The organism is Candidatus Omnitrophota bacterium (assembly GCA_034717435.1).
GTDB lineage: Bacteria > Omnitrophota > JAUWXU01 > JAUWXU01 > JAUWXU01 > JAYELI01.
The window spans coordinates 1-24,049 of record JAYELI010000056.1; the positions used below are offsets into that span (position 1 = coordinate 1).

Below are 24,049 nucleotides of genomic sequence, written 5' to 3' on the forward strand. Positions count from 1 at the left end.
CCTCAGGATGACACCTACGCTTACGCTCCCTCAGGATGACACCTATCTTAAAAAGAACAAAATTAAGGACTTGGGGAGTGTGCAGTTTTAAACTTTAAACTGTGCACTTTTAAAATTTAGCTAACAGCCTGTTTTAAAAACCGGTTTTAAGAGATCCCTGAAAAACCTTTATTTTTTACTTAATTATTGCCTTCAGGCACCTCTGGCAAAGCCCGGGATGCTGCTTGTCTTTTCCCACGCTCTCCTTCCAGTTCCAACAGCGCTGGCACTTTGAGCCCTTAGGCTTTTTGATCCTTACCCCCAGCTCTTTTATCAGATCAGACTGCCCTGAATCCAGCGGCATTTCTTTAACCATCTCAAGCGTTACATTAGAAACAATAAATATGGCTGCCAGCCAGGGTTTGTGCTTTTCCAGAAATGAATAAAGTTTACTGCTGGTGGTAAACAAACAAACCTCGGCTTCAAGAGAACTCCTTATTTCTTTGATTATCCTTTTTTGCTCCAACGCAGCACAAACCGCCTCCCTGACCTGAAGAAGTTTTTGCCAGGCATCATCTAATTTTTGATCAATCAGGCTTTCGTTTATCCGGGGCCAGCTGGCCAGATGCACACTCGCCTCTTTGCGGTCTACGATTAGATACTGCCAGACCTCTTCGCAGGTATATGAAAGTATTGGCGCCATAATCCTTACCAAAACCAGCAATATCTCGTAAAGCGCTGTTTGGGCTGAACGCCGTCCGTCCGAGCCCCGGCTAAAAGTATAAAGCCTGTCCTTTAATGCGTCCAGATAGAATGAACTCAGATCCACTGTGCAGAAGTTATGCACCAGATGATAAATCTGGTAAAAAGAAAGGTCGTTGTAAGCCCGGGTAACCTTTTTAAGCAGCACCTGACAGCGGCCCAAGGCCCATCTATCCATTTCTAAAAGTCCCCGGTGGTCCTTTATTGCGTCTTTAAAGGGATCAAAGTCATAAAGATTGCCCAGCATATAGCGATAGGTATTTCGAATCCTCCGGTAGGCCTCGTTCATCCTGTTTAATATCTCATCGGAGTAAGCCATATCTGCCTGATAATTCTCCGAGGTAACCCAGAGCCGGACCACGTCAGCACCTGCCCGGGAAACCATTTCTTCGGCAGATATCAGGTTGCCCAGGGATTTGGACATTTTTTTACCCCGGCCATCCACCATAAATCCGTGAGTCAACACCGACTTATAAGGCGGGCCATCGCCGCAGCCTACTGCAGTAAGAAGCGCGCTTTGAAACCAGCCGCGATGCTGGTCACTGCCTTCTAAGTAAAGATCGGCTGGAAACCCAAGTTCTTTTCTGGTCTTAAGAACCGCCTTATAGCTAACCCCGGATTCAAACCAGACATCAACTATGTCTGTTTCTTTCCTGAACCTGCTGCCCTTACACTGCGGGCATTTAATGCCGGAAGGCAGGATCTCTCCTGCTTCTTTTTTAAACCAGGAATCCGCGCCTTCTTTTAATACCATCAAACGCACTGCTTCCAGGCTCTGTTTAGTAGTTAAAATCCTTCCGCAGTCCTGACAATAAAACACAGGGATCGGCACACCCCAGCTGCGCTGTCTTGAGATACACCACTGGGGCCTCAACGCGACCATGTTACCCATTCTCACTCCTCCCCAGGGAGGAATCCAATTCACGTTTTTTATTGCCTTGAGAACCTTTACTCTTAACTGGTTATGCTCAAGGTCAATAAACCATTGCTCGGTCGCCCTGAATATCACCGGATTCTTACACCTCCAGCAATGCGGATATGAGTGGCTCACCCTTCCTTCCCAAAGCAGGCTGGCATCTTTTTTTAATCTATCAATGACCTGTTGATCGGCCTTAAACACATTGAGCCCTTTAAATTCGGCCGTATCTTCAGTAAACTCTCCTTTTTGATTTACCGGCGAAAGCACATCCAGCTTATACTTCAGCCCGGTTTGATAATCCTCTTCGCCATGACCGGGCGCAGTATGGACACAGCCGGTGCCTTCAAGATTAGAGACATAATCGGCCAGGACTATTTTCCCTTCTCTTTTTAAAAATGGGTGCTGGTAGGTTAAATTTTCCAGGTTTCCGCCTTTTATTTTTTCTTTCAGGACCAGACATTCCCCGTCCAGTTTTTCTTTAATCGAATCAATGATCTGATTTTCGCCCATCACCAGTAAATTTCTCCGGCCTGTCTTTATAACCCGGTATAAAAATTTCGGGTGCACAGCCACCGCTACATTAGCCAAAAGTGTCCAGGGCGTTGTGGTCCAGATCAATATATCTAACGGGCCTTCGATCTCCCGGCTGAGACCGGTAAAAACCTGTCTCCACTGCTCATTCAGCCTAAACCCCGTATAAATAGAAGGAGAATTCTTCTCTTTATATTCTATTTCTGCTTCAGCCAGGGCGGTCCTGCAAACAGGGCACCAGTAAATAGGCTTCAATTGCTTGTGGATATAACCTTTCAAGCTCAACTGACTGAACGCCTCGATAATCTTTGCTTCATATTCATGATCCAGGGTAAGATAGGGATTTTCCCATTCGCCGAAAACGCCTAACCTCTTAAACTGCTTTTTTTGGATCTGGATATATTTATCAGCGAACTGCCTGCATTTTTTTCTGATCTCCGGCTGGCTCAGCTTAAGACCTTCTTTAGCCGAAAGCTTCATCACCTGGTGTTCTATCGGCAATCCATGGCAATCCCACCCCGGAACATAAGGAGCATCCAGCCCGGACATCGTCTTATATTTGACAACAATGTCTTTCAGTATTTTATTAAGGGCTGTTCCGATATGCACATTGCCGTTGGCATAGGGAGGCCCGTCATGAAGTATATACTTCGGATTTCCCCTGGATTTTTGCCTGATCAGGCCGTATATATCCTGTTTTTCCCACTTATTTAACACTTCCGGTTCCTGATTAATCAGGTCAGCCTTCATCGGGAATTTTGTCTGGGGTAAATTTAATGTCTTTTTATAATCCATTCTTAACTTTCCTTCGTCGTCATTGCGAAGGAGCCCCGAAGGGGCGACCGAAGCAATCTTCTTAAATGAGATTGCTTCGCTCCCTTCGGTCGCTCGCAATGACGGGTGAAATAATCGACCTTTGGATTCGCAATGACGTCTGCAACCATCAAAGATACTTCCCAATAATTATCTCTAAATCCTGCTTTGTCCGGGAAGGAATCAACTTCTTATCGGTTACTATGGCATCTTTTAACGCAGCAGCGCAATCACAGGATCTTTCGCCTTTGATCCGGGGAATTGTTTTTATCAATATCTTTTTTGCCCTGTCGATATTCTTTCTCATATTCTCCATCACCAGCCCCGCGCTTACCTCAAAGGCATCCGTCTTATCAAACCAGCAATCGTAATCAGTGACCAGGGCCACGGTGGCAAAACACATCTCCGCTTCCCGGGCCAATCTCGCCTCAGCCATGTTGGTCATCCCGATTATATCCATACCCCAGGACCGGTATAAAAAAGACTCCGCCCGGGTAGAAAAAGCCGGGCCTTCCATATTCAAATAAGTTCCTTTTTGATGGACACTTGCTCCGGTCTCCCCGGCTGCCTGGAAAAGCAATTTTCTTAATACCGGACAGACCGGGTCGCCAAAACCGATATGGGCAACTATACCTTTTTCGAAAAAGGTATACTTCCTTGCCTGGTTTGTCCGGTCCACAAACTGATCAGCTAACACTATATCCAGGGGCTTGATCTCTTCTTTAAGGCTTCCTACTGCTGAAACAGATATAAGATGCTCAACCTTTAATTTCTTCATTCCATAGATATTTGCCCGGTAATTTATCTCACCCGGGGATATCCGGTGCCCTGCTCCATGGCGGGACAGAAAAACAACTTTTCTTCCTTCTAAACTTCCCAAAATGTATTCATCAGACGGTTCTCCGAAAGGAGTGTTTAATTTTAACCTCTCCTGGACCTTTATGCCTTCCAATTCATATAACCCGCTGCCTCCGATTATTCCTACTATAGACATTTTCTCACCTCATTTTATCCTTAAACTCAGCTCAAATAACGAACGCACCAAAAAATTCTTAAGAAATGAAAAACCGATAATCGCGATCATCGGGGATATATCTATCCCCCAGGAAAGCGGCAGTTTTTTTCTGATCGGGTAAAGAACCGGTTCGGTAATCCTTTGAGAAAACCGGACAATAAAATTGTAAGGGTCCGGATTAACCCAGCTGATCAAAGTCCTTATTATTATAACCCAGATAAAAATACTGATTACAATATCCAGGATTTGAGCAAACGCGCTTAAGAAGTTGGCCAGGATAAACATCTTATCCTCCGGAAAGTTCCCGGGCTTTTGTTCTGGCTGCCTGAACAGCCCTTAAATAAATCTGCTTTAGTTTCATCTCTTTAAAAACCTTTAGTGCTGCCTGGGTAGTCCCTCCTTTGGAAGCTACCTTGTTTATTAAGCCATCGACATCCCCTCCGGCCTCAACAGCCATCCGGCTGCTTCCCAAAGCGGTTTGCAAAGCCAGCCTGTCGGCTATTTGCCTGGTCAACCCAAACTCTACGCCGATCTCAGCCAGGTATTTTATCAGCAAAAAGAAATAAGCAGGCCCGGATCCGCTGATAGCAGTAACCGTGTCCATTAGTGATTCTTCTATTTCAACCACTTCGCCCAGAGAACCAAATATAGCTCTAACCATTTCTTTGTCGGCATCTTTTAGGGCAGGGCTGTAACAAACGGCTGAAACCGCCTGGTTTATCAGGGCAGGACTGTTAGGCATTACCCTGGCCAGACCAACTTTTGAAGTTACGAACCGTGCAAGATAACTGATGGTAATACCGGCAGCTATCGAGATCACTATTTGATTGGGCTTAAACAAGCCGGCCAGCTCCTCTAAGACCCGTTTGATATCCCGGGGCTTTACAGCCAGGATAACTATCTGGCTTTCAGCAACCAAAGCCTTGTTTGACTGAGAACCAAGAACACCTGACTCTGATTTAAGATGATCCCGCTGCTCATTGACCTGATCAGCGATCAGGACATCTTGTTTAGCTACCAGGTTCCTTGCCAAAAGTCCTTTTACTAATGCCCGGCCCATATTGCCGCAGCCGATTACCCCGATCTTTTTACCAATCATTTCTCGCCCCCGGCATTTTTACCATAAACTTCCCCATTTGTCAAAAATATTCTTCTATAAAACTTCTGATCGAATTGCCAAATTTGGCCCACCCCCCCCTGTCATACCAGCGAAGTTCGGGCTGAGCATACTGCAGTCCATATTTAGCCAGCCCTATCGCGGCAGTATAACCCGGGTTGCTGATCACATTCCCGTCGGCATGTATTCCCGAAGAACAGCCCATCCTTACCGGCAGCCCCAACACCTCTTCAATCTTTTCTACAATGCCTTCCAGCAACGTCCCTCCGCCGGTGGCCACTGCCCCGGCAACTGCTTTTTCTTTATAACCAGAGGCCTCTATCCGTTTAGAAATCCTGGTAATCATTTTTGTCGCATAAGGCATTATTGACCGGCTAAGAAAGGATACGCTGATATTGTTTGACGGCCGGCCGTCAATGCCCGGAACCATTATCAGGCTCTGGTCATTGAGCCGGCTGGAAAATACCGAACCGTATCTTTTTTTTATTATTTCGGCATCTTCTAAAGATGTCCTCAAGACAGAAGAGAGCATCCGGGTCAGTCCTTCGCTTCCCACCGGAACAACCTCGGTATGAACCGGGCACCCATTGATAAAGATAATGATATCGGTGGTGGCTGCGCCAATATTGATCAATATCACGCCAAGTTCCTTCTCTTTTTCGCTTAATACCGCGCAACTACAGGCCAGGGACTCGGGAATTATCCCTCCCACATCATAACCAGCCTGATTTATAGCACTGACCGTATTCTGAGTGTGTGAAATTGAGCCGGTGATCAGGTGAACCTCCAGGCCGAGTCTGCTGCCGGCCATTTTTAAGGGGTTTTTTATCCCGGTCTGGTCATCCACCATATATCTGGCCGGGATTACCTGCAGTATTTTCTCATCCATCGGCAGGGGCACGGATTTCGCCACCTCGGTTATTTTTCTGATATCACTAGACTTAACTTTTCTCTCCGGCCCGGCCAGCTCGAGCATCGCCTGATTATTACGGCTCTTAATATGCCCGCCATTGACGTTTGCAACAACCGAATAAATCTCTACTTGACCTGCCTTGCCTGTTTCAGAAAGTATTTCACTAACAGAACTGCTTACCTCGGCCAGATCTTTTATCAGGCCGTTAGAAACCCCTTTTGAAGCAGTTAGTTTACCGGCTATCAATCTGACCTGGCCTTCGCTGTCCAGCCCGGCTATCAGGGCGCATACCTTACTCGTGCCAATATCCAATGCCGCAATAATTTTCTCTTTCATAATTTTTCTTTAACAGCAGTTTAGCAGTTCAGCAGTTTAGCAATTTATTATTAATGTTTTACAATCACGTCTCCAAACCTGAGGTCTATTGACCTGACCTTTTTGGGGCTGTCATAAATATCTTTCAGAACCCGGTCTAAAAGCTGAATCTTATCTTTAAATTCTTTGTTGCCCAATATTATTTTCAATCCTTTTCTTGTCGTAAGAGTGACATCCTTAGCAGCCCGGGCATTCACCAAATCAATATCTTTTATAGCCAGCCGGGTTGAAAGGGATACGGCCTTAAGCAGTTTCAGTACCTGATCTAATCTTTTTGATTCATACCTTCGGCCAATACTAATCTTATTTTTACGAAAGCCTATCCCGGCAAGCAGCGGTAAATCAGCAGCGGGCCAAGAACCTGCGTTAAGTAAAATCACCCCTTCTGAATCGACAAAATAACACCGGCCTGACTTTATTCGGCCAATCGGCTTTCTTTCCCGGATCTCAACGATCAACCTATCGGGGAATACCTTGCTGACCGCGGCTTTTTTAACCCGGGGTAATGCCTCTATTTTTCGGGAAACCTTATCCAGATTCAAATCAAAGATCCTTGTGCTGTCAGTCAGGCCGGCACATTCCTTTACTTTCTCCTGATCCACTGAACCATTACTCCTTATTTCTATCCGGCTGAGGCAAAAGACAGGAGAAGTGCATAGAAAATAATATAGATGTATTCCGATGATCAGGGCCAGGCCCAGCGGTATCAATAATAAATAAATCCCTGTATTATGTTTTTTGATCTTGACTTTTTTTCTTAATTTCTTATTTGCTCTTTTTTCTTTTCTCATAGCGCGGTATCAATTCGATTAATCTCCGGCAAAGATTTTCAAAACTATATCCCTCTACCCTGGCTGCCAGGGGAAGCAGCGAGGTAGAGGTAAATCCGGGAATGGTGTTTACTTCCAAGACCACCGGGTTATTATCCTTATCAAGAATTATATCAACCCGGGAAAAAGCCTGGCAATTTAAGGCTCGATGCGCCCGGAGTGCCACGGACTGGATTTTTAAATAAACATCTTCATCTAACGGGGCAGGGACAACGTGAAGGGTCATCCCTTGCCGATATTTCGCCTGATAATCATAAAACCTGTTTTTAGGTATCAACCAGATCAGGGGCAGGGCCTGGCCGTTTAAGATGCCCACCGCAACCTCTTTACCGGAGATGTATTCCTCAGCTATCACAATGTCACTATATTTACCTGCCTTATTCAGGCCTCGAACAAGCTCCTTTTTATTTCTAACTATCGACAATCCAATGCTTGAACCGTGAGAAGACGGTTTTATTACCAGAGGAAATTTCATTCCCGATAACCTCCGGTAACCAAGGGTTCCTTCCAACACCCTATAGCGGGGAACAGCTATGTCTTGCTCCTGGAAAATCTTTCTGGAAGCAGTTTTATCTATTGCTAACCGGCTGGCCCTGATACCTGAACCGGTATAAGGTATGGCCAGAGATTCCAGCAATGCCTGCATTCCCCCATCTTCCCCAAACCTTCCGTGCAACGCGATAAAAGCCAGCTCAATCCCTGCTTTTTTAATCTGGCTGGCGGCTGAGCGTTCTGAGTTGATATCAACAGCCGTGACCCTGCAGCCATCCTTTCTAAGCGCCCGGTAAACAGCCAGGCCTGATTGAAGGGATACCTCCCGCTCGCTGGACGAACCGCCCATTAATACACCTATTCTTTTCCTAAGCCTGGTTTTCATCAGATAATTTTTATTTCTAACTCCAGGTTAACCCCGTGGTCTCTTTTTACCGCAGATTTGATTAATTCAATAAGCCCGATTACATCCCTGGCCCGGGCCTTGTCTAAATTAACAATGAAATTGGCGTGCTTAAACGAAACCCGGGCATTTCCCAGTCTTTTGCCTTTCAGGCCGGAGAGCTCTATTAATCTTGCGCTGGCAGAAGAGACGGCAGTAGGATTTTTAAATACAGAGCCGGCGCTCGGCAGTTTTAACTCCTGGGAATTCCTTTTAGTAAAAGCGTATTTATTAATCTGCCTGCTTATCAAACCAGACGGTCTTTTATTAAGATTGAAATCTGCGCTTAAGATAATGTAATCATCAAGCCCTGAAAACCGGTAACCGAATTTGATTTCCCTTTTTCCTATTTTAAACACTTCGCCTTTTCCGTCGATCACCTCGACAGAGCTGATTAAATCACCAATGGCTCTGTCTTTTCTGCCGGCGTTCATCATTACTGCTCCGCCGACAGTGCCCGGGATATCAGCCATAAACTCCAGTCCGGCCAGCTCTTTGTCAACCATGACCCTGAGCAAACTGACAATCTCCAGCCCTGACCATGCTCTGAGGCGGCGCTGATCAACATCTATCCTTTTAAAATAATCCGATGACAGATTAACTACAATCCCTTTAATTCCTTCATCCCTGACCAAAATATTGCTGCCGGCGCCGATAATCATCAGCGGAATACCTTCTTTCCTGGCAAACTTGACTAACCCAACCAGGCTTTTTAAATCCCCGGGTTCAACCCAGGCCTCAGCCGGACCGCCTATCCTAAACGAAGTGTGCAGGTCCATTGCTTCGTCAAACAAAACCTTATTCTTGATTATCCCTTTAATTTTATCCTTTAAAGCCTTATTCATTTAACAATTCAGCAGTCAGACTGTGTCACAATGCAGGGGCCTGGTTCATCAAACCCTCTATGAATGGTTCGATAACTCGAACCCCTGCAATATGTTGTATATGATTATTCGAAAAATGAATTACGACACAGTCTGAGTTTAACAATTTAGCAATTTATTATTTATCGCTATATATCCGCGCCAGTTGATCAGCGACATATCCTATGTCTCCGGCACCCATAATCAACACCAGGTCATCCGGCCTGAGAATCTTTTGTACCATACTTAGCGCTTCCTCCTTACTGCCCGCCAAAGAAAGTTTTTTCCAACCGTTCTTTTTTAACTCATCATAAATGCATTTGCTGGTTATCCCGTTAATCGGTTCTTCGTCAGCTGGATAGACTTCAGCTAAAATAAGATGGTCGGCCGAATAAAACGCATGGCTAAACTGCTTGCTTAAGTGTTTGGTCCGGCTATAGCGATGCGGTTGAAAAACACAGATTATTCTTTTATCCTCAGCCTTGCAGGCTTTAAGCGTGGCCTCCACCTCAGTGGGGTGATGCGCGTAATCATCTATTACCGTAAGCCCGTTATTATTTAATTTTATCTGGAACCTCCTGTCTACGCCATGATAGCCAGCCAGCGCCCGGTTAATGCTATCAAGATCTATCCTTAGTTCCCGGCTCAATCCGACAGCAGCCAGGGCATTTAAAATATTATGGCCGGACGGCAGATTAAGCTCCAGCCTGGCCAAAAACTTCCGGTTATAGAGACAATCGAAACTGGATTTAAAACCGTTGATTTTAACATTATCGGCGCATAAATCAGCTGAGTCTGAAAACCCAAAGCTGACATTTCTTCCTTTAAATCCAGCAAGGCAGCTCTCTATATTTTTATCATCCTTATGCCAGAATAACACTCCTTGCGGGTTGGTGTTATCTATAAACCTCCGGTATGTCCTGATAATCTGATCCAGGTCTTTATAAAAATCCAGATGTTCCTTTTCGATATTGGTAACTATAGAATAGGCAGGGTGAAAAAACAAAAATGAGCCGTCGCTTTCATCTGCCTCGGCGACAAAACAATCTCCCTTGCCTAAAACAGCATTTCCTCCGAAACTCCCGGCCTTGCCGCCAACAACTATTGTGGGGTCTAATCCTGCCTCAAGCAGGATAGAGCCGATCAAAGAAGTGGTAGTAGTTTTGCCATGGCTGCCGGTAACAGCAATACCGGTCTTAGTGCTCATTAACTCTGAAAGAACTTCTGCCCTCTGAACAACCGGAATGCCTTTGCTGCGGGCCATAGCCAACTCCGGGTTGTCAGGCCTGATCGCTGAGGAATAAACCACCATCTCAGCCCCGGATATATTTTTTTGATGATGGCCGCAAAATAACCTTGCCCCTTTAGACTCGATCTGATCGGTTAAGCAGTTGAGCTTTAAATCCGACCCGCTGACTTGATAACCAAGGTCGAGCAGGATCCGGGCAAGCCCGCTCATTCCTATTCCCCCGATTCCGACAAAATGAATTCTTTTCCTGGTAAACAACACTTCAAAACCCCATTAAAATCTTTTTGACCGCAGATAGGCCGCGTATTATTTATTTACAAGCTTGATAACCTCATCAGCCAATGACTCATCGGCATAAGGCCGGCCGGCCTCTCTGCTGTTTTTAGCCATTCTATCCAGGTTTGACCTGTCTTTTATTAAATTTAAAAAAACATTTTTCAGGGATTCGGCTGAAATTCCGTTTTGTTCCATCAAAATAGCGCTGTTTCGATCAGCCAACAGCCGGGCATTGCTTAACTGGTGCCCGCCGTTATAAGGGTAAGGCACCAAAACTGATCCCAGGCCGCAGGACATAATCTCAGAAATAGTGCCGGCTCCGGCCCGGGCCAACACCAGGTCACTGGCAGAATAAGCAACCCCTATCTTATCATAAAATGGCAGGATTACCGAGCTAAATGTTATTTTCCGGTAACATTCTTTCGCCTTCCGATAGTCATTTTCTCCGGTGATATGGATAATCTGAAAATCAACTTTTTCCTGTTTATCCATTTGAGAAAATGCGCGCCAGGCTATCTCGTTCAGCCGGCTTGAGCCCTGGCTGCCGCCAATGACTAAAATTGTAAACTTACCGCTGTCCAAACCGAGCTCGCCTCTGCTCCTGAATTTATCCCGGCCTAACACACTGCCCCGCACAGGATTGCCGGTTAAAACAGCCTTAGCCCGGTTAAAAAATCTTTCGGATCCTGAAAAACTCAGCGCTACCTTATTCACAAAAACAGCCAGTATCCTGTTTGTCCGGCCGGGCACTACGTTCTGTTCATGAATAATAGTCGGTATACCCCTCAACCAGGAAATAAATAATACCGGCCCGCTGACCGCTCCTCCGAAACCAATCACAACATCCGGCCTTGTTTTGCTTAAGATTCTCCAGACCGGAACAATGGCCAGAGCCAGCTTAATTATAAACCGGGTATATTTTAGAGAGATTTTATAGGGCAAGGGGTCTATCGAAATAGTAAATAAAGGGTATTGCTGTTTGGAAAAAACTTTTTGGGTTAATCTGTCTTTCTGGCCTATAAAAAAGACCTCAGGGCCTTTTAACCTTTGCTGCAGCCGGCTGGCCAGGCTTAAACCCGGGAATATATGGCCCCCGGATTTGCCGACCGCGATTAGTACCTTCATAAAACTCCTGGGTTACAAGCTGCAAGTTACAGTTTGGAGCTTACAGCTTGCAGTTCATTTATATCTCGCTACACTGATCACCATCCCCACTCCGACCAGGCTAAAAATTAAAGACGAACCTCCGTAACTTATGAACGGAAGGGGCAGCCCTTTGGTAGGAATAACCCCATTAACCACAGCAATATGAATGATCGCCTGAAGGCCGATCATCAAGACAATGCCAAAACTGAGCAATGCCCCGAACAACTCTTTTGCCTTAAGCGCTATCTTCATTCCCTGCCAGATAAATAAAATAAAAAGCATTATAATTGAAGCAGTGCCGAGAAAGCCGAGTTCTTCTCCGACAATAGCCAGGATAAAATCAGTGTAAGACTGCGGGAGATAAAACAGCTTTTGCCTGCTCTGCCCCAGGCCAATCCCCCAAAACCCCCCGGATCCAAGGGCAAGATACGACTGGATAATCTGCCAGCCTGCCCCCTTGGGATCCTGCCAGGGATTAAGATAGATCAAAACCCTCTTCAGCCGGTAAGGAACATTAAAGACTAAAAAGTAAAAGACCGGCATCGCCAGGGCAATTATTGATAAAATTTGCTTTGATTTAATCCCGGCCGCAAAAAAAACGATCATCGCAACCAGGGTTATCAGAACTGCTGTTCCTAAATCCGGTTGTAATAAAATAAGGCCGGCCGTTGCGCCGGTAATTAAGAGCACCGGCAGAAATCCTCTGTAAAAGTTTTTGATTACTTTTTGTTTCCTGGATAAAAAATCGCTCAAATAGATTATCAGGCCGAGCTTGACAAACTCTGCCGGCTGAAAGGTAAATTTTCCCCACTCAATCCAGCGTCTTGCTCCGCCTGCTGTCCTGCCAATCCGCGGTAAAAAAACCGCCAGTAAAAGCAAAAAGGAAACCAGAATCAGGATCCGGCTGCAGTTCTTCAATAATCTGTAATCAGTCTTGATCCAGCAGGCCATGCCCAGCAATCCAAGCAAACAATAAAGAATTTCTCTTTTTAAATAGTAAAAACTGTCTCCCAGCCACCGAAAAGCATAAATAGCGCTGGCTGAATAGACCATAATAACCCCTATCCAGACCAGCACCAGGGTGGTTATTAAAAATGACCTTTCTGTTTTTTGCATTTTATTACCAGATCCTTAAAGACCCTTCCTCTTTCTTCAAAATCAGAAAACATATCAAAACTGGCACAGGCCGGAGAAAGCAGAACGATCTCTCCCCGCCCGGCAATGCTGCGGGCCAGGTCAAATGCCTGGTTGAATGTAGACGCCTCTTTAAGCGGCACCAGTCCGTTTAAGGCCTTTTTTAACTTACCACCGGCTTCTCCGATCAGAACCGCCTCTTTTACCTTATCTTTGATCCAGGGCCGCAGTTTTCCAAAATCGTTTTTTTTATCTCTGCCGCCGGCAATAAGTATGACCGGCCCGGCCGTCTTTTCCAACGCCCACTTCAGGGCACCTACATTAGTGGATTTTGAATCATTTATAAATTTTACCCCGTTGATCGTATCTACATATTCCATCCTGTGCTCAAAAGGCCTAAAACTTTTTACGCTCTCAATTATCCTATCCCGGCCTACTCCGCAAAGGCCGGCCGCCAGCATAGCTGCCCGTTGATTTAAGTCAAAACCTCCTTTTTTCTTGTCGAAATATAAAATCTTTGCCCGGGTTTTTATAAGCCCCTGCCGGCAATAGGGCTGATCACTGTTAAGCAGGCAGAAATCCCCCTTTTGCTGGTTGAGAAATATTCTGAATTTAGTCTCCTGGTAGTGGCTAAAATCCCGGTACCTGTCCAGATGATCATCGGTTATATTCAAAAGCACTGAGATGCGAGGCCGGAAATCCTTAGTCCACTCCAATTGAAAAGAACTCGTCTCTATCACTGCTATCGAACCAGCATCTTCAGAGCCCGCCTCGTTTGAAAAGGAATTGCCGATATTACCGCAAACCAGCGCTTTTTTGCCGGCATCCTTTAATATTTTACCAATTAAAGCCGTGACTGTCGTTTTGCCGTTTGTGCCGGTAATCGCTATTACCTCGCCTTTAAACAACCGGTAGGCCAGCTCTATTTCGCTGACTATCTGCGTGCCTGCGCTTTTCAGCCAGGAGATAACCTTTGCATCCTGCCTTACACCCGGGCTTAAAACTGCTATCTGGTGACCTTGAATAAACTCTTCTCGATGCCCGCCAAACTCCATCTTCACCCCAAGCCTGGCTAATGGCTCTAACTCTTCTCTTATTGATGTATCGTCCCGGCTGTCACTAAGATCTACCTCAGCGGCCCGGGAAAGTAAAAGCCTGGCCGCTGCTTTGCCGCTGCGGCCTGCCCCAATAACAATGACTTTTTTATTCCTTAAGTCCATTTATTAGATTCTACCTGAGTTTAAAGGTGGTTAAACTTAAAAGTAAAAGAATGACCGCCACAATCCAGAACCTGATAATTATCTTGGACTCCGGCCAACCTTTAAGTTGGAAATGATGGTGAATCGGGGCCATTGCAACTATTCTCCTGCCGCGGATCTTAAAAGAGGCAACCTGTAAAATAACCGACAAAGCCTCAACAACAAAAATTCCGCCTACTAACAGCAAAAGCAGTTCCTTTTTGATCAAAACTGCTACCACCCCGATAGCGCCGCCTAAAGCCAAAGAGCCTGTATCGCCCATAAATATACTTGCCGGATAAGAATTATACCACAAGAACCCCAAGCCGGCTCCCACTATGCTTGCACAAAATACAGTTAATTCCCCTGTCCCCGGAATATAGAGAATTCTTAAATAATCGCTGAACTTAATGTGGCCGGTAACATAGCTCATCACGCTATAAGCAACAGCAGCGATAATTATACAGCCGATGGCCAGACCGTCCAAGCCGTCAGTAAGATTGACGGCATTAGAACATCCAACTATCACCAGGACAACAAAAAAGATATAGAAATATCCCAGATTGACTGCGAGGTTTTTAAAAAACGGTATATCCAGCGTCTGGCCAAAACCCGGTTTATAAAACAGGTAGAGCCCGATCAAAACGCCGAGTATAATCTGGCCGATGATCTTGGTCAGAACTGTTAATTCCCGGGACCTGCGAAACCTAAGTTTTATATAATCGTCGATAAACCCGATCAGGCCCAGCCAGCAGGCCGAAATAACGGCCAAGAGGATATATTTATTAAAAACATCCGCCCAGAGCAGGGTGGAAAAAAGCACTGCGGCCAGAAGCAGGATTCCTCCCATGGTAGGAGTTCCTTCTTTAGCTGCGTGAAGCGCGTAAAGCGAATCTACATGCTTTCTTCTTACGACCTCTCTGACCTTAAGTTTGCTCAACCACCTGATCACCCTTGGGCCTAACAACAGACTTATTAAAAAAGCGGTCACCGCAGCACCCACGGACCGGAAGGTTATGTACTTAAAAACATTGAACCCAAAGAAAAAATCTCTTAGCGGATAGAGCCAATGATAAAGCATGAAAAAATACCCCTTTCGTCTTGCGTTATGCGTTGTGCGTCAAAAAAACCAAAACGGAATTTTAAAGAAAAGTAAGCTTTAAAAGCGTTAAAACGCATAACGCACAGCGCACAGCGCACTATGATCTATAAGAAGCTATAAAATTCTCTACAACCCTCTCCATCCTGGTGGCCCTTGAGCCCTTGACCAGGATAATATCACCCCCGGCAGCCTGCGTCTTTAAACAATCCATTGCATCCTCAATGGAACCGCAATCAAAAACTTCGTCTTTCTTCATGCCAGAACGACAGGCGGCCCGGGAGATCTGCCGGGCCAGATTACCGACAGTAATCAAGACATTAACTCCGGAGGAGGCCACCTTTTTACCTATTTGCTGATGCGCGCTTTCAGACCCTGAGCCTAATTCAAGCATATCGCCGCTGACCAGGATCTTTTTGCCTTTTACCGACAGGCCGGCCAGGGTATCGATAGCTGAACCCAGAGAAAGAGGATTAGAATTGTAAGAATCATCTATTAATCTGATATCACCAATCTTTTTTACCTCCATCCGGCCGGGGGGCAGATCAATATCGGCTAATCCCTTTTTTATTAAATTAAAATTAAGGCCTAATTGCCCGGCCAGGCTGATCGCTGCCAGGGCATTGTAAACATTATACCTCCCCAGCGCCTTTAATTTTAATTGCTTGCAGCCGTTTAAAACAAACCTCAATTTTCCCTCTGAGTAAGACACCTCGCTGGCCCTAAAATCACAATCCCGGTTCATTCCGAAAGTCGTTATTCTTGGCCTGAAAAGTTTAGCTCTTGACAATAATTTTTTATCATCGCCGTTTATCGCCGCCAAGGTGTTCTTATCCATTGCTTCAAGTAATTCGAGTTTTGCCCTGTAAACACCTTGGAGGTTTCCAAGGTATCCAAGGTGAGCCGGGCCGATATTAATAATTACCCCCAGGTCCGGCCGGCTGATCTCAGCCAGCCTTTTTATCTCTCCGATACCACTCGTCCCCATTTCCAAAACCGCTATTTGAACAGCAGAATTTAACTTAAACAACGTTAAGGGAAGGCCGACAAAATTATTGAATGACGCCTCGCTTTTTAAAACCTTGTATTTCTGTTTAAGAACAGAGGCTAATATGCCCGTGGTCGTTGTCTTGCCGGTAGTTCCGGTGACCGCAAGCACAGTGCCTTTAAACCTGTTCCGCCGGCTAGAGGCAATATCGCCCAGGCTGGTAAGCGTATCCTTTACCAGAAAGATAGATTTTTTATTATTAACCAGCCGGGGCCTGGAGAGAAGAAACCTTTTTGAAACAACAGCCCCTCCTGCTTTGGCCAGGGCCTGCGATACAAAATCATGGCCGTCAAATCTTTTCCCTTTGATTGCGACAAATAGCTCTTCGTTTTTGATCGAACGGGAATCTATCGAAATACCTTTAAAATTCGTCCCGGGATCCCCCTTAAGCAATTTTCCTTTTACAGCTCTTAAGACCTCTTGGCTGGTAAACATTCTGACAGAATCTCCTTTACTGCTTTGCTGTCATCAAAAGCTATTTTTTCATTTCCAATGACCTGATAAGATTCATGGCCCTTGCCGGCTATAACCACTATGTCATTTTCCCCGGCCCGGATAAGAGCCTGCTTGATGGCCTGATACCTCTCGGGAACAGACTGATAATTATTCTTCCGGCTGTCCATACCCGACTTGATCTGGTTAATGATTTCCAGGGGGTTTTCGCTGCGAGGATTATCAGAAGTTAAAATTACATAATCTGAAAATTGCTGGGCTACTTTGCCCATTAGAGGCCTCTTGGAAACGTCTCTCTGGCCCCCGCAGCCAAAAACAGTAATTATCTTTGCTTCCTTCAAGTTTCCTAAAGTGCAAAGCAAATTCTCCAGCGCGTTATCAGTGTGGGCGTAATCTATGAATACCTTGAAATTCTGGCCGGCTTCTATTTTCTCGAGCCTTCCTTTAACCCCGTTAAAATCACGCAAACCCGCAGCAATACCGGCTAAGTCCATTTTAACCGATAAACCGGCTCCAACAGCAGCCAGGGCGTTATAGACGTTAAACTTACCAATCAGCTTCATCTCTACTGTCAGTTTGCCGTTTGGTGTTTTAAGATCAAAGGTCGTGCCGTTTATTGAAATATTCTTTATCTGTCCTGTTATATCAGCCGGGTTATCTATCCCGTAGGTCAAAACAGAAGCCTTTGTCCTGTTGATCAACTTCCTTCCATAGGGATCGTCAATGTTTATAACTGCTTTACTCCGGGAAGAAAGGCTTTCGAAAAATCGGGCCTTGGCCTCAAAATAATTATCCATGGTTTGATGATAATCCAAATGATCCCGGGTAAGATTCGTAAATATCCCTGTATCAAAATCTATATAATCAATGCGGTGCTGACTGAGTGAATGCGAAGAAACCTCTATGACCGAATAATCAACATTATCGAACGCCATTTTGCCTAAGAGCGACTGCAGTTCAATGCTGCCGGGAGTAGTAAGGCCGGCAGGGATAACTTTATCCTTATAGCAATAATTAATCGTTCCGACCAACCCGCTGCTTAGCCCCTTTTTTAACAAAATATTATTGAGCAGGTAAGAGGTGGTAGTCTTGCCGTTGGTGCCGGTAATGCCGATTACCTTGACCCTGGAAGAAGGGTATTCGTAAAACCGGCTGGCCAGCTTTGCCAGCACCTTTTTTGTATCGGGAACCAGTATCTTAACGATCTCTTTTTCCAGCGCCAGATCCTGCTGCAGGATCACGGCCGAAGCGCCCTTTTTTACAGCCTGTTTGACAAATTTGTGTCCGTCCAATTTGCTCCCGGTTATGGCGACAAACAAATATCCCTTTCTGACAGCCCGGGAGTCGCTGGACAAACCCCTGATATCCACTTCAACCAGGCTGTTTTCCAACCGATAATCCAAACCGCTAAGTAAGGTTTTAAGTTTAACCTGTTTCATCGGGTCTTATTTCTAAATAACTCAATATTTTTTCCGCTACTTTTTTAAACACCGGTGCGCAAACCACTCCGCCAAAGTGGACCGGCCGGGGTTCATCTAAAATTACAACTACGCTGATTGCCGGCTCCCGTACAGGAGCAAAACCGATAAAGGAGGCGACAAACTTCCTGCGGAAATATCCCTTCCCATCCAGTCTGGCCTTTTGAGCTGTTCCTGTCTTGCCGGCTGCCGTATAGCCGTTCAGCCCGGCTAATCTTCCTGTCCCTTTTTCAACCACTCCTTTTAAGATACTCCTCATCTGCGCAGCTACTTTTTCGCTGAGCAGTCTGCGGATTACTTCGGGCTTAAATGATCTAACGACCTTAAAATCTTCGTCTCTTATCTCACCAACCACCCGGGGTTTGATCAGCAGACCGCCATTAGCAATACAAGAAACCGCACTGGCAAGCTGTAAAGCAGTAACCGCTATTTCCTGGCCTATTGGTATGGCGCTGAGAGTTGTCCCTGACCATTGGCTGGGATCTTTGGCAATGCCCACTATTTCTCCCGGCAAATCTATTCCTGTTTTTTCGCCAAAGCCAAAACGTTTTATGTAACGCTGCAGCCTTTCTCCGCCTAAGACTTCCCGGGCAACCTTCACTGTCCCAATATTACTCGATTTAACTATTACCTCTTTAAAGGTCAGCCAGCCATACGGGTGATAATCATGAAGGATGCGTTTTCCTATCTTATAGGCACCTTCCTCGCAATAAAATTTATCATCTAAATTTAATAACCCTTCTTCCAACGCTGCGCTGGCGGTAACGATTTTAAATGTGGACCCTGGCTCAAAACAATCGGTTATCGCTCTGTTGCGCCAGAACCGAGGTTTTGTATTGCTAAAAAAATTAGGGTTAAACGTCGGATAATTTGCTAAGGCCAGTATCTTACCGGTAGACGGCTCCATTATAATAATGGTACCCGAAACAGCTTTCCATTTATCAACCGCTTGTAACAGTTCTTCTTCGGCAATATACTGAATGATCTCATCTATGGTCAAGATCAGGTTGCGGCCGTTTATTGTCGGCATAAGTTCCTTTTCCATGGTGGTTATTTCTTTACCCCGGCCGTCTTGAAGCGTGTATCGCCAGCCGACCGCGCCTCTTAAGAAATTATCATAAGACAACTCTACTCCCTCCAGGCCGTATCCGTCCAGGCCGCAAAACCCCAATAGATGCGAAGCCAGTTTGCCTTTAGGATAAAAACGCTTGCTCTCAGCTAAAAGATACACCCCTTTTATCTGTGAATCATTAAGCCCGTTCAACTCTGGCTCTGAAATCATCCTTTTCAGCCAGACAAAAGACTTATTTTTATTTAATCTCTCTAAAACCAGGGAAGAATCAAGGTCTAAAATATCCGATACTCTATCGGCTGCCCTTGTTTTATCCTTTATCAAACGGGGATTTGCCCAGGCTGAATAGACCTTTAAGGAAATAGCCAGCTCTTTTAATGTCCGGTCATAAATAACCCCTCTCTGAGGAGAAATGTTGATTGTAATATCCTGCTGATTAAGGGCTATCTTAGAAAAACTGTCAAATTTGACAATCTGAATGTAATAAAGGCGGGCTAATAAAACAATGAGTAAAAAAATAGAAAATAAAAGGAACGAGCTTAATCTGAGTTTATGACTTTTGCTATACACAGCTGGCTACCTGAAGGTTTAAAGATTAGCTTGCCTGACTTAATCTGCTGACTTATCCGTTATGGCTTTAACGCAAAGAAAAAGCCGCAGCGGAAGCGGAGGCCTCGGCGGTTGGAATAAAGAAGCTAAGTAAAGGACTCTTCTCTATTATTTGGCTAGTAACCTTTACCGGTTTAACCTGTTTTATTTCCCATAATTTTACAGGTTCGGTTAAATTCGGGTTTTGGCAGGCTACATATCTAGCTAACCTTTCTGGAGACCTTAAGTTAGCCACATTATACCTCAAAAATCTGTTCTGGTCAAGCAGTGTAACAGCCTGTTCGCGGAGGTTTTTGATCTCGTAGCTGACCTTTACTAACTCTATCTGCTGCCAAGTGTAAGCCAGAACAACAGTAGTAACTATTATTGCTGATAAGAAATATTTCAAAGATTTCATTGGTTTATAGATGTTCAGCAATTCTTAATTTGGCACTCCGCGAGCGGGGATTTTTAACTACTTCTGCCCTGGACGGAGTAAGCGGTTTCTTGTTGATGAGCCGAATAACATCCTGATCGGAATATTGCCTGAATTGATTTTTAACTATCCTATCTTCCAGAGAATGGAATGAAATAACGCAGATCCTGGCTCCGGACTTAAGATATGATATGGCATTACTAAGGGATTTTTCCAGAATCTCTAACTCTTTATTGACAACTATTCTCAGCGCCTGAAATGTCCTGGTTGCCGGGTTGATTTTATAATACCTTTGTTTAAACGGAACCGCCCTGATAATAATATCTGCCAATTGAGCGGTGGTGCCGATAAAGGACGTTTTACGAACGCGGACAATATTCCTGGCTATTCTATTTGCCCAGCGCTCCTGGCCATAGGTGCTTAAGATATAAGATAACTCGTCTAAGGAAAGCTCGTTTACCAATTGTTCTGCTTTAAGAGAGCTTTTTGTGTTCATTCTCATGTCCAGCGGGCCGTTATATCGAAAGCTGAAACCTCGTTCAGGCGTCTCAATCTGAAATAAAGACAGGCCCAGATCAAACAAAATCCCATCTACCCTGGATATCTTTAATCCAGCCAGTATACTATCTAAATTCTGGAAATTATCGTTTATTAAGGTGTGCAACCCCTTGAATTCTTTGAGGTTATCACCTGCTTTCTCTATTGCCTGGCCATCCTGATCGATCCCGACCAGCCTGCCGCCTGGCCGGATCCGGGAACAAATTGCTTTTGAGTGTCCCCCGCCCCCAATCGTACAATCTATAATTACACCGCCTGGTTTTGGTCTTAAATACTCTATCACTTCATCAAGCATTACAGGCTTATGTATTATCAAAGCTCCTGAGCGCATCTACGGTATCATCGTAAATATCGATTAACTTGTTCACTCCTGTTTTTTTAAATAACTTCAAAACATATCCGTTTAAACCAACTAATTTTAAATCACCATCCAGCGCTCTCATCTGCCGAAGCCTTTCTATTAAAATCCCCAAGCCGATGAAATCTATATGCTTGATATTTTTAAAATGCAAAATTATCCTTGTGTGATTTTTTCTGATTAACCTATCCAGCCGGTTCTTTACGCGAACCATGTCCAAAGCATTGATATCTCCTGCCACGTCTAAAACATCAACATCTTGCTGCGGACTAAACAACGTAACTGGCATTTTTATTCACACCTCCTTTTTATTCTTTCTGGATCAGTCGTTCAGCAATTTCTTCAAAAGAGTCTTTTGCGTTTTTATAATATTCTGCCCACTGCTGTTTACTCCAAATCTCTATCCGGTTAGAAATTCCGACCACCATCACTTCTTTTGTAATCCCGGCAAATTCTTTTAAATACTGAGGAATGAGAATCCTGCCTTGTTTATCGCAGGTTACCTCACATGCCCCGGCAAAAAATAAGCGGTTGAATTTTCTCGCCTCTGATCTGGTGAAAGACATGGATCTGAACTCCCGCTCTTGGATTCTCCATTCTTCTTCGACAAAAAGAAAAAGACATTTGTCCAATCCCCGGGTGACAAAAAATTTCTCTGCATAATTTTCCTTGAATGCCTCGCGAAATTTGACGGGAATGATTATTCTTCCTTTTTGGTCTAACCCGTGTTCGTATTCTCCGTAAAACATATTTCCTCCACTTTGCTCCACTTTCTACCACAAAGTATACCCCACCAACGCAGAGATGTCAAGTAAAAAGGGAAATAGGAAAAAGGGGGCAGCTGTGGACTGTGAGCTCAACGCCCAGAGCTCAAAGCTCATAGCTCATCATAGAGGAAATTATTGCTGTTGCATTAAAGAATTATAGGCCAGGACATCGGCAAGACGATTCTTTGAGCGGGGGATGTGTTTTATTTCAACTTGCTTAAAGTCGTTTGATAAATGAGTTGCTTCCTGATAAAGCTGCTGCAGGACGGCGTTCTTAACCTTATACTTAGAATTCATCTGATTGGCTACCAATTCTGAGTCGGTGTAAACAGTAAGATGGGAGGCTTTTAAAAGAAGCGCTTCGGTAAGTCCGCAGATCAAGGCCTGGTATTCGGCTATATTGTTCGTTGCTCTGCCAATATACCTTTGTATTTTATTTATGACCTTTCCCTGAGCATTACAAATGACCACCCCGACCCCCGAAGGCCCGGGATTTCCCTGTGATGCTCCATCAATATAGATTTTTAATTGTTTCATAATGGGCAGTGAGCTATGAGCTTTTTAACACACAGCCCAAAGCTAATTAATATAATTTTTTATTTATTTTACTGCTCTGGAATATACAAGATCCTCGAGCAATTCTCGCAAATTACTAAATTCTCTTTCATTTTTATTTCATTGATGACCTGAGGCGGAACATCCATCTGACAACCGCGACAGGTCCCGTTCATCACCGGAACCATGGCCAGGCTGTTTTTGTTTTTCAAGATATGCTCATATTTTGTCAGGATGGTCTTTTCGATCTGGGAAACTATTTTGCTCCTTTTTTCGTTTAAATTAGTCAATTCACCATTGATTTGGGCTATCTCGTTTTTTACTCTTTGTTCAGCTTCTCTTAGATTATCTTCTTCTTTTTTCAGATTTTCTTTTTCAGTAGAGATCGCTTCAGCTGTATTGTCGATTTCATCCAGAATCACAATAATTTCCTCTTCCAGAACAGAATTATCTGCCTTGGCCCCTTCGATCTCGGTAAGAAGGCTTTTATATTCTTTATTGGATTTGATCTGATATAATTGAACCTGATATTTTTTAATATCTTCCTCTTTTTTCTGCAGCGTAAGTTCTCTATCCTTTCTTTTAACCTGAATGGATTTCAATTCCCCTTCGGCTTTGGCCAAATTCTCTTTCTTAACCTGAACCTCTGCCTTAAATTTCTCTAAATCCCGGGGTTTATCTTCGCTGTCCTTTTTCAAACTATGGATTTTGGCGTCCAGTTTTTGGGTTTCTATCAAAAGTCGTATGTCTTTTTCTATGCCCATAGGAATTTTTTGGGTAGTAGGCGATACAGGGCTTGAACCTGTGACCTCTACGATGTGAACGTAGCGCTCTAACCAGCTGAGCTAATCGCCCAATGAGCAAATCTGCGGTTCCAGCCATTAAGCCGGATTCTGTGAATGAGCATTGCTCATTGATGACCATTCATCTGGGACTACGATTACCCGTAGCCTCAAGCGACCTAACCCGAGACAAAAACGGGCCGCTTTGTTGTCTCCTATTTGGTCTTTCTCCGGGTGGGGTTTACCATGCCTGCAATGTTGCCATCACAGCGGTAGTCTCTTACACTGCCTTTTCACCCTTACCCTTGACATCAGAGATGTCAAGGGCGGTATATTTTCTGCGGCACTTTCCTTCCCGAAATTTCGGGACTGGGAATTACCCAGCACCCTGCCCTGTGGAGCCCGGACTTTCCTCCTGCCGGCATAACCGACAAGCAGCCATCTTGACCGGAACCGCGATTAATTTTGGTGGGCCCAATAGGACTTGAACCTATGATCCTCGGTTTATGAGACCGATGCTTTAACCAGCTAAGCTATGGGCCCAATTTGATTTAATAGCAAATTGCCGATACTTCCTCAACAGCCTTTATTTTTAACACACTTTAGAGCTTATGTCAATAATTACGCTTCAAGAGTGTTATTTAAAAATTAAAAGTGCACAGTTTTAGAGCGATTTATGTTTTAAAAGTGCACACCTTAACCGAAATTAAAAATAATAACGCTAAAAAGGTCATTCTGAGGCCGAAGGCCGAAGAATCTCA

At 44.6% G+C, this 24,049-nt stretch carries 22 protein-coding genes, 2 tRNA genes and 1 other RNA gene; all 25 read right to left on the reverse strand.

Annotated features, from left to right (window positions below; translation table 11 throughout):
- Nucleotides 1–175: 175 nt before the first annotated feature.
- The 25 genes from ileS to U9Q08_04755 all read right to left on the reverse strand — a co-directional run bounded on the left by ileS (nt 176) and on the right by U9Q08_04755 (nt 23,831).
- Complete coding sequence (ileS, locus tag U9Q08_04635) at nt 176–2,986, reverse strand: isoleucine--tRNA ligase (protein MEA3328989.1); 2,811 nt, start codon at nt 2,984–2,986, stop codon at nt 176–178.
- A gap of 148 nt (nt 2,987–3,134) precedes the next feature.
- The gene (mtnP, locus tag U9Q08_04640; protein ID MEA3328990.1) at nt 3,135–3,998 is read right to left on the reverse strand and encodes an S-methyl-5'-thioadenosine phosphorylase; all 864 of its coding nucleotides are present in this window, start codon (nt 3,996–3,998) and stop codon (nt 3,135–3,137) included.
- A 9-nt stretch (nt 3,999–4,007) separates the two neighbouring features.
- Complete coding sequence (locus U9Q08_04645; protein ID MEA3328991.1) at nt 4,008–4,304, reverse strand: YggT family protein; 297 nt, start codon at nt 4,302–4,304, stop codon at nt 4,008–4,010.
- A gap of 1 nt (nt 4,305) precedes the next feature.
- Nucleotides 4,306–5,118 (reverse strand): pyrroline-5-carboxylate reductase, encoded by an 813-nt coding sequence (proC, locus tag U9Q08_04650; protein MEA3328992.1) that lies wholly within the window; start codon nt 5,116–5,118, stop codon nt 4,306–4,308.
- Between the two features lie 40 nt (nt 5,119–5,158).
- Nucleotides 5,159–6,385: a cell division protein FtsA gene (gene ftsA / locus U9Q08_04655; GenBank protein MEA3328993.1), complete on the reverse strand. Its 1,227-nt coding sequence runs from the start codon at nt 6,383–6,385 to the stop codon at nt 5,159–5,161.
- 50 nt (nt 6,386–6,435) lie between these two features.
- Nucleotides 6,436–7,215, reverse strand: coding sequence for an FtsQ-type POTRA domain-containing protein (locus tag U9Q08_04660; protein MEA3328994.1), 780 nt, complete (start codon nt 7,213–7,215; stop codon nt 6,436–6,438).
- Nucleotides 7,190–8,131, reverse strand: coding sequence for a D-alanine--D-alanine ligase (locus U9Q08_04665; protein ID MEA3328995.1), 942 nt, complete (start codon nt 8,129–8,131; stop codon nt 7,190–7,192). Before U9Q08_04665 ends, U9Q08_04660 begins: the two co-directional genes overlap by 26 nt.
- A complete protein-coding gene (gene murB / locus U9Q08_04670) occupies nt 8,131–9,033 on the reverse strand; it encodes a UDP-N-acetylmuramate dehydrogenase (GenBank protein MEA3328996.1) in 903 nt (300 codons plus the stop codon). Before murB ends, U9Q08_04665 begins: the two co-directional genes overlap by 1 nt.
- Before the next feature lie 157 nt (nt 9,034–9,190).
- Nucleotides 9,191–10,561 (reverse strand): UDP-N-acetylmuramate--L-alanine ligase, encoded by a 1,371-nt coding sequence (gene murC, locus U9Q08_04675; protein ID MEA3328997.1) that lies wholly within the window; start codon nt 10,559–10,561, stop codon nt 9,191–9,193.
- Nucleotides 10,562–10,606: 45 nt separating this feature from the next.
- On the reverse strand, nt 10,607–11,701 hold the full coding sequence (murG, locus tag U9Q08_04680; protein MEA3328998.1) for an undecaprenyldiphospho-muramoylpentapeptide beta-N-acetylglucosaminyltransferase: 1,095 nt from the start codon (nt 11,699–11,701) through the stop codon (nt 10,607–10,609).
- A 54-nt stretch (nt 11,702–11,755) separates the two neighbouring features.
- Nucleotides 11,756–12,838: a putative lipid II flippase FtsW gene (ftsW, locus tag U9Q08_04685; protein MEA3328999.1), complete on the reverse strand. Its 1,083-nt coding sequence runs from the start codon at nt 12,836–12,838 to the stop codon at nt 11,756–11,758.
- On the reverse strand, nt 12,811–14,076 hold the full coding sequence (gene murD / locus U9Q08_04690) for a UDP-N-acetylmuramoyl-L-alanine--D-glutamate ligase (protein MEA3329000.1): 1,266 nt from the start codon (nt 14,074–14,076) through the stop codon (nt 12,811–12,813). The genes ftsW and murD overlap by 28 nt, the downstream gene beginning before the upstream one ends.
- A 10-nt stretch (nt 14,077–14,086) precedes the next feature.
- Nucleotides 14,087–15,175 (reverse strand): phospho-N-acetylmuramoyl-pentapeptide-transferase, encoded by a 1,089-nt coding sequence (gene mraY / locus U9Q08_04695; protein MEA3329001.1) that lies wholly within the window; start codon nt 15,173–15,175, stop codon nt 14,087–14,089.
- 118 nt (nt 15,176–15,293) lie between these two features.
- A complete protein-coding gene (gene murF, locus U9Q08_04700; GenBank protein ID MEA3329002.1) occupies nt 15,294–16,676 on the reverse strand; it encodes a UDP-N-acetylmuramoyl-tripeptide--D-alanyl-D-alanine ligase in 1,383 nt (460 codons plus the stop codon).
- Nucleotides 16,652–18,133, reverse strand: a complete 1,482-nt coding sequence (locus U9Q08_04705; GenBank protein MEA3329003.1) for a UDP-N-acetylmuramoyl-L-alanyl-D-glutamate--2,6-diaminopimelate ligase — start codon at nt 18,131–18,133, stop codon at nt 16,652–16,654. Before U9Q08_04705 ends, murF begins: the two co-directional genes overlap by 25 nt.
- The gene (locus U9Q08_04710; GenBank protein ID MEA3329004.1) at nt 18,120–19,814 is read right to left on the reverse strand and encodes a penicillin-binding transpeptidase domain-containing protein; all 1,695 of its coding nucleotides are present in this window, start codon (nt 19,812–19,814) and stop codon (nt 18,120–18,122) included. Before U9Q08_04710 ends, U9Q08_04705 begins: the two co-directional genes overlap by 14 nt.
- A 67-nt stretch (nt 19,815–19,881) precedes the next feature.
- The gene (locus tag U9Q08_04715) at nt 19,882–20,250 is read right to left on the reverse strand and encodes a hypothetical protein (protein ID MEA3329005.1); all 369 of its coding nucleotides are present in this window, start codon (nt 20,248–20,250) and stop codon (nt 19,882–19,884) included.
- A gap of 4 nt (nt 20,251–20,254) precedes the next feature.
- A complete protein-coding gene (gene rsmH / locus U9Q08_04720) occupies nt 20,255–21,121 on the reverse strand; it encodes a 16S rRNA (cytosine(1402)-N(4))-methyltransferase RsmH (GenBank protein MEA3329006.1) in 867 nt (288 codons plus the stop codon).
- A gap of 7 nt (nt 21,122–21,128) precedes the next feature.
- Entirely contained in the window at nt 21,129–21,473 is a 345-nt protein-coding gene (locus U9Q08_04725; GenBank protein ID MEA3329007.1) for an STAS domain-containing protein, read from the reverse strand.
- Between the two features lie 19 nt (nt 21,474–21,492).
- The gene (gene mraZ, locus U9Q08_04730) at nt 21,493–21,933 is read right to left on the reverse strand and encodes a division/cell wall cluster transcriptional repressor MraZ (protein MEA3329008.1); all 441 of its coding nucleotides are present in this window, start codon (nt 21,931–21,933) and stop codon (nt 21,493–21,495) included.
- A gap of 150 nt (nt 21,934–22,083) precedes the next feature.
- The gene (locus U9Q08_04735; GenBank protein MEA3329009.1) at nt 22,084–22,488 is read right to left on the reverse strand and encodes a ribonuclease HI family protein; all 405 of its coding nucleotides are present in this window, start codon (nt 22,486–22,488) and stop codon (nt 22,084–22,086) included.
- A gap of 68 nt (nt 22,489–22,556) precedes the next feature.
- The gene (locus U9Q08_04740) at nt 22,557–23,270 is read right to left on the reverse strand and encodes a C4-type zinc ribbon domain-containing protein (GenBank protein MEA3329010.1); all 714 of its coding nucleotides are present in this window, start codon (nt 23,268–23,270) and stop codon (nt 22,557–22,559) included.
- A 17-nt stretch (nt 23,271–23,287) separates the two neighbouring features.
- Nucleotides 23,288–23,361: transfer RNA gene (locus U9Q08_04745), tRNA-Val, on the reverse strand.
- An 11-nt stretch (nt 23,362–23,372) separates the two neighbouring features.
- An RNA gene (rnpB, locus tag U9Q08_04750) (RNase P RNA component class A) lies at nt 23,373–23,743 on the reverse strand.
- Between the two features lie 11 nt (nt 23,744–23,754).
- A tRNA-Ile gene (locus U9Q08_04755) sits at nt 23,755–23,831 on the reverse strand.
- Between the last annotated feature and the right edge of the window lie 218 nt (nt 23,832–24,049).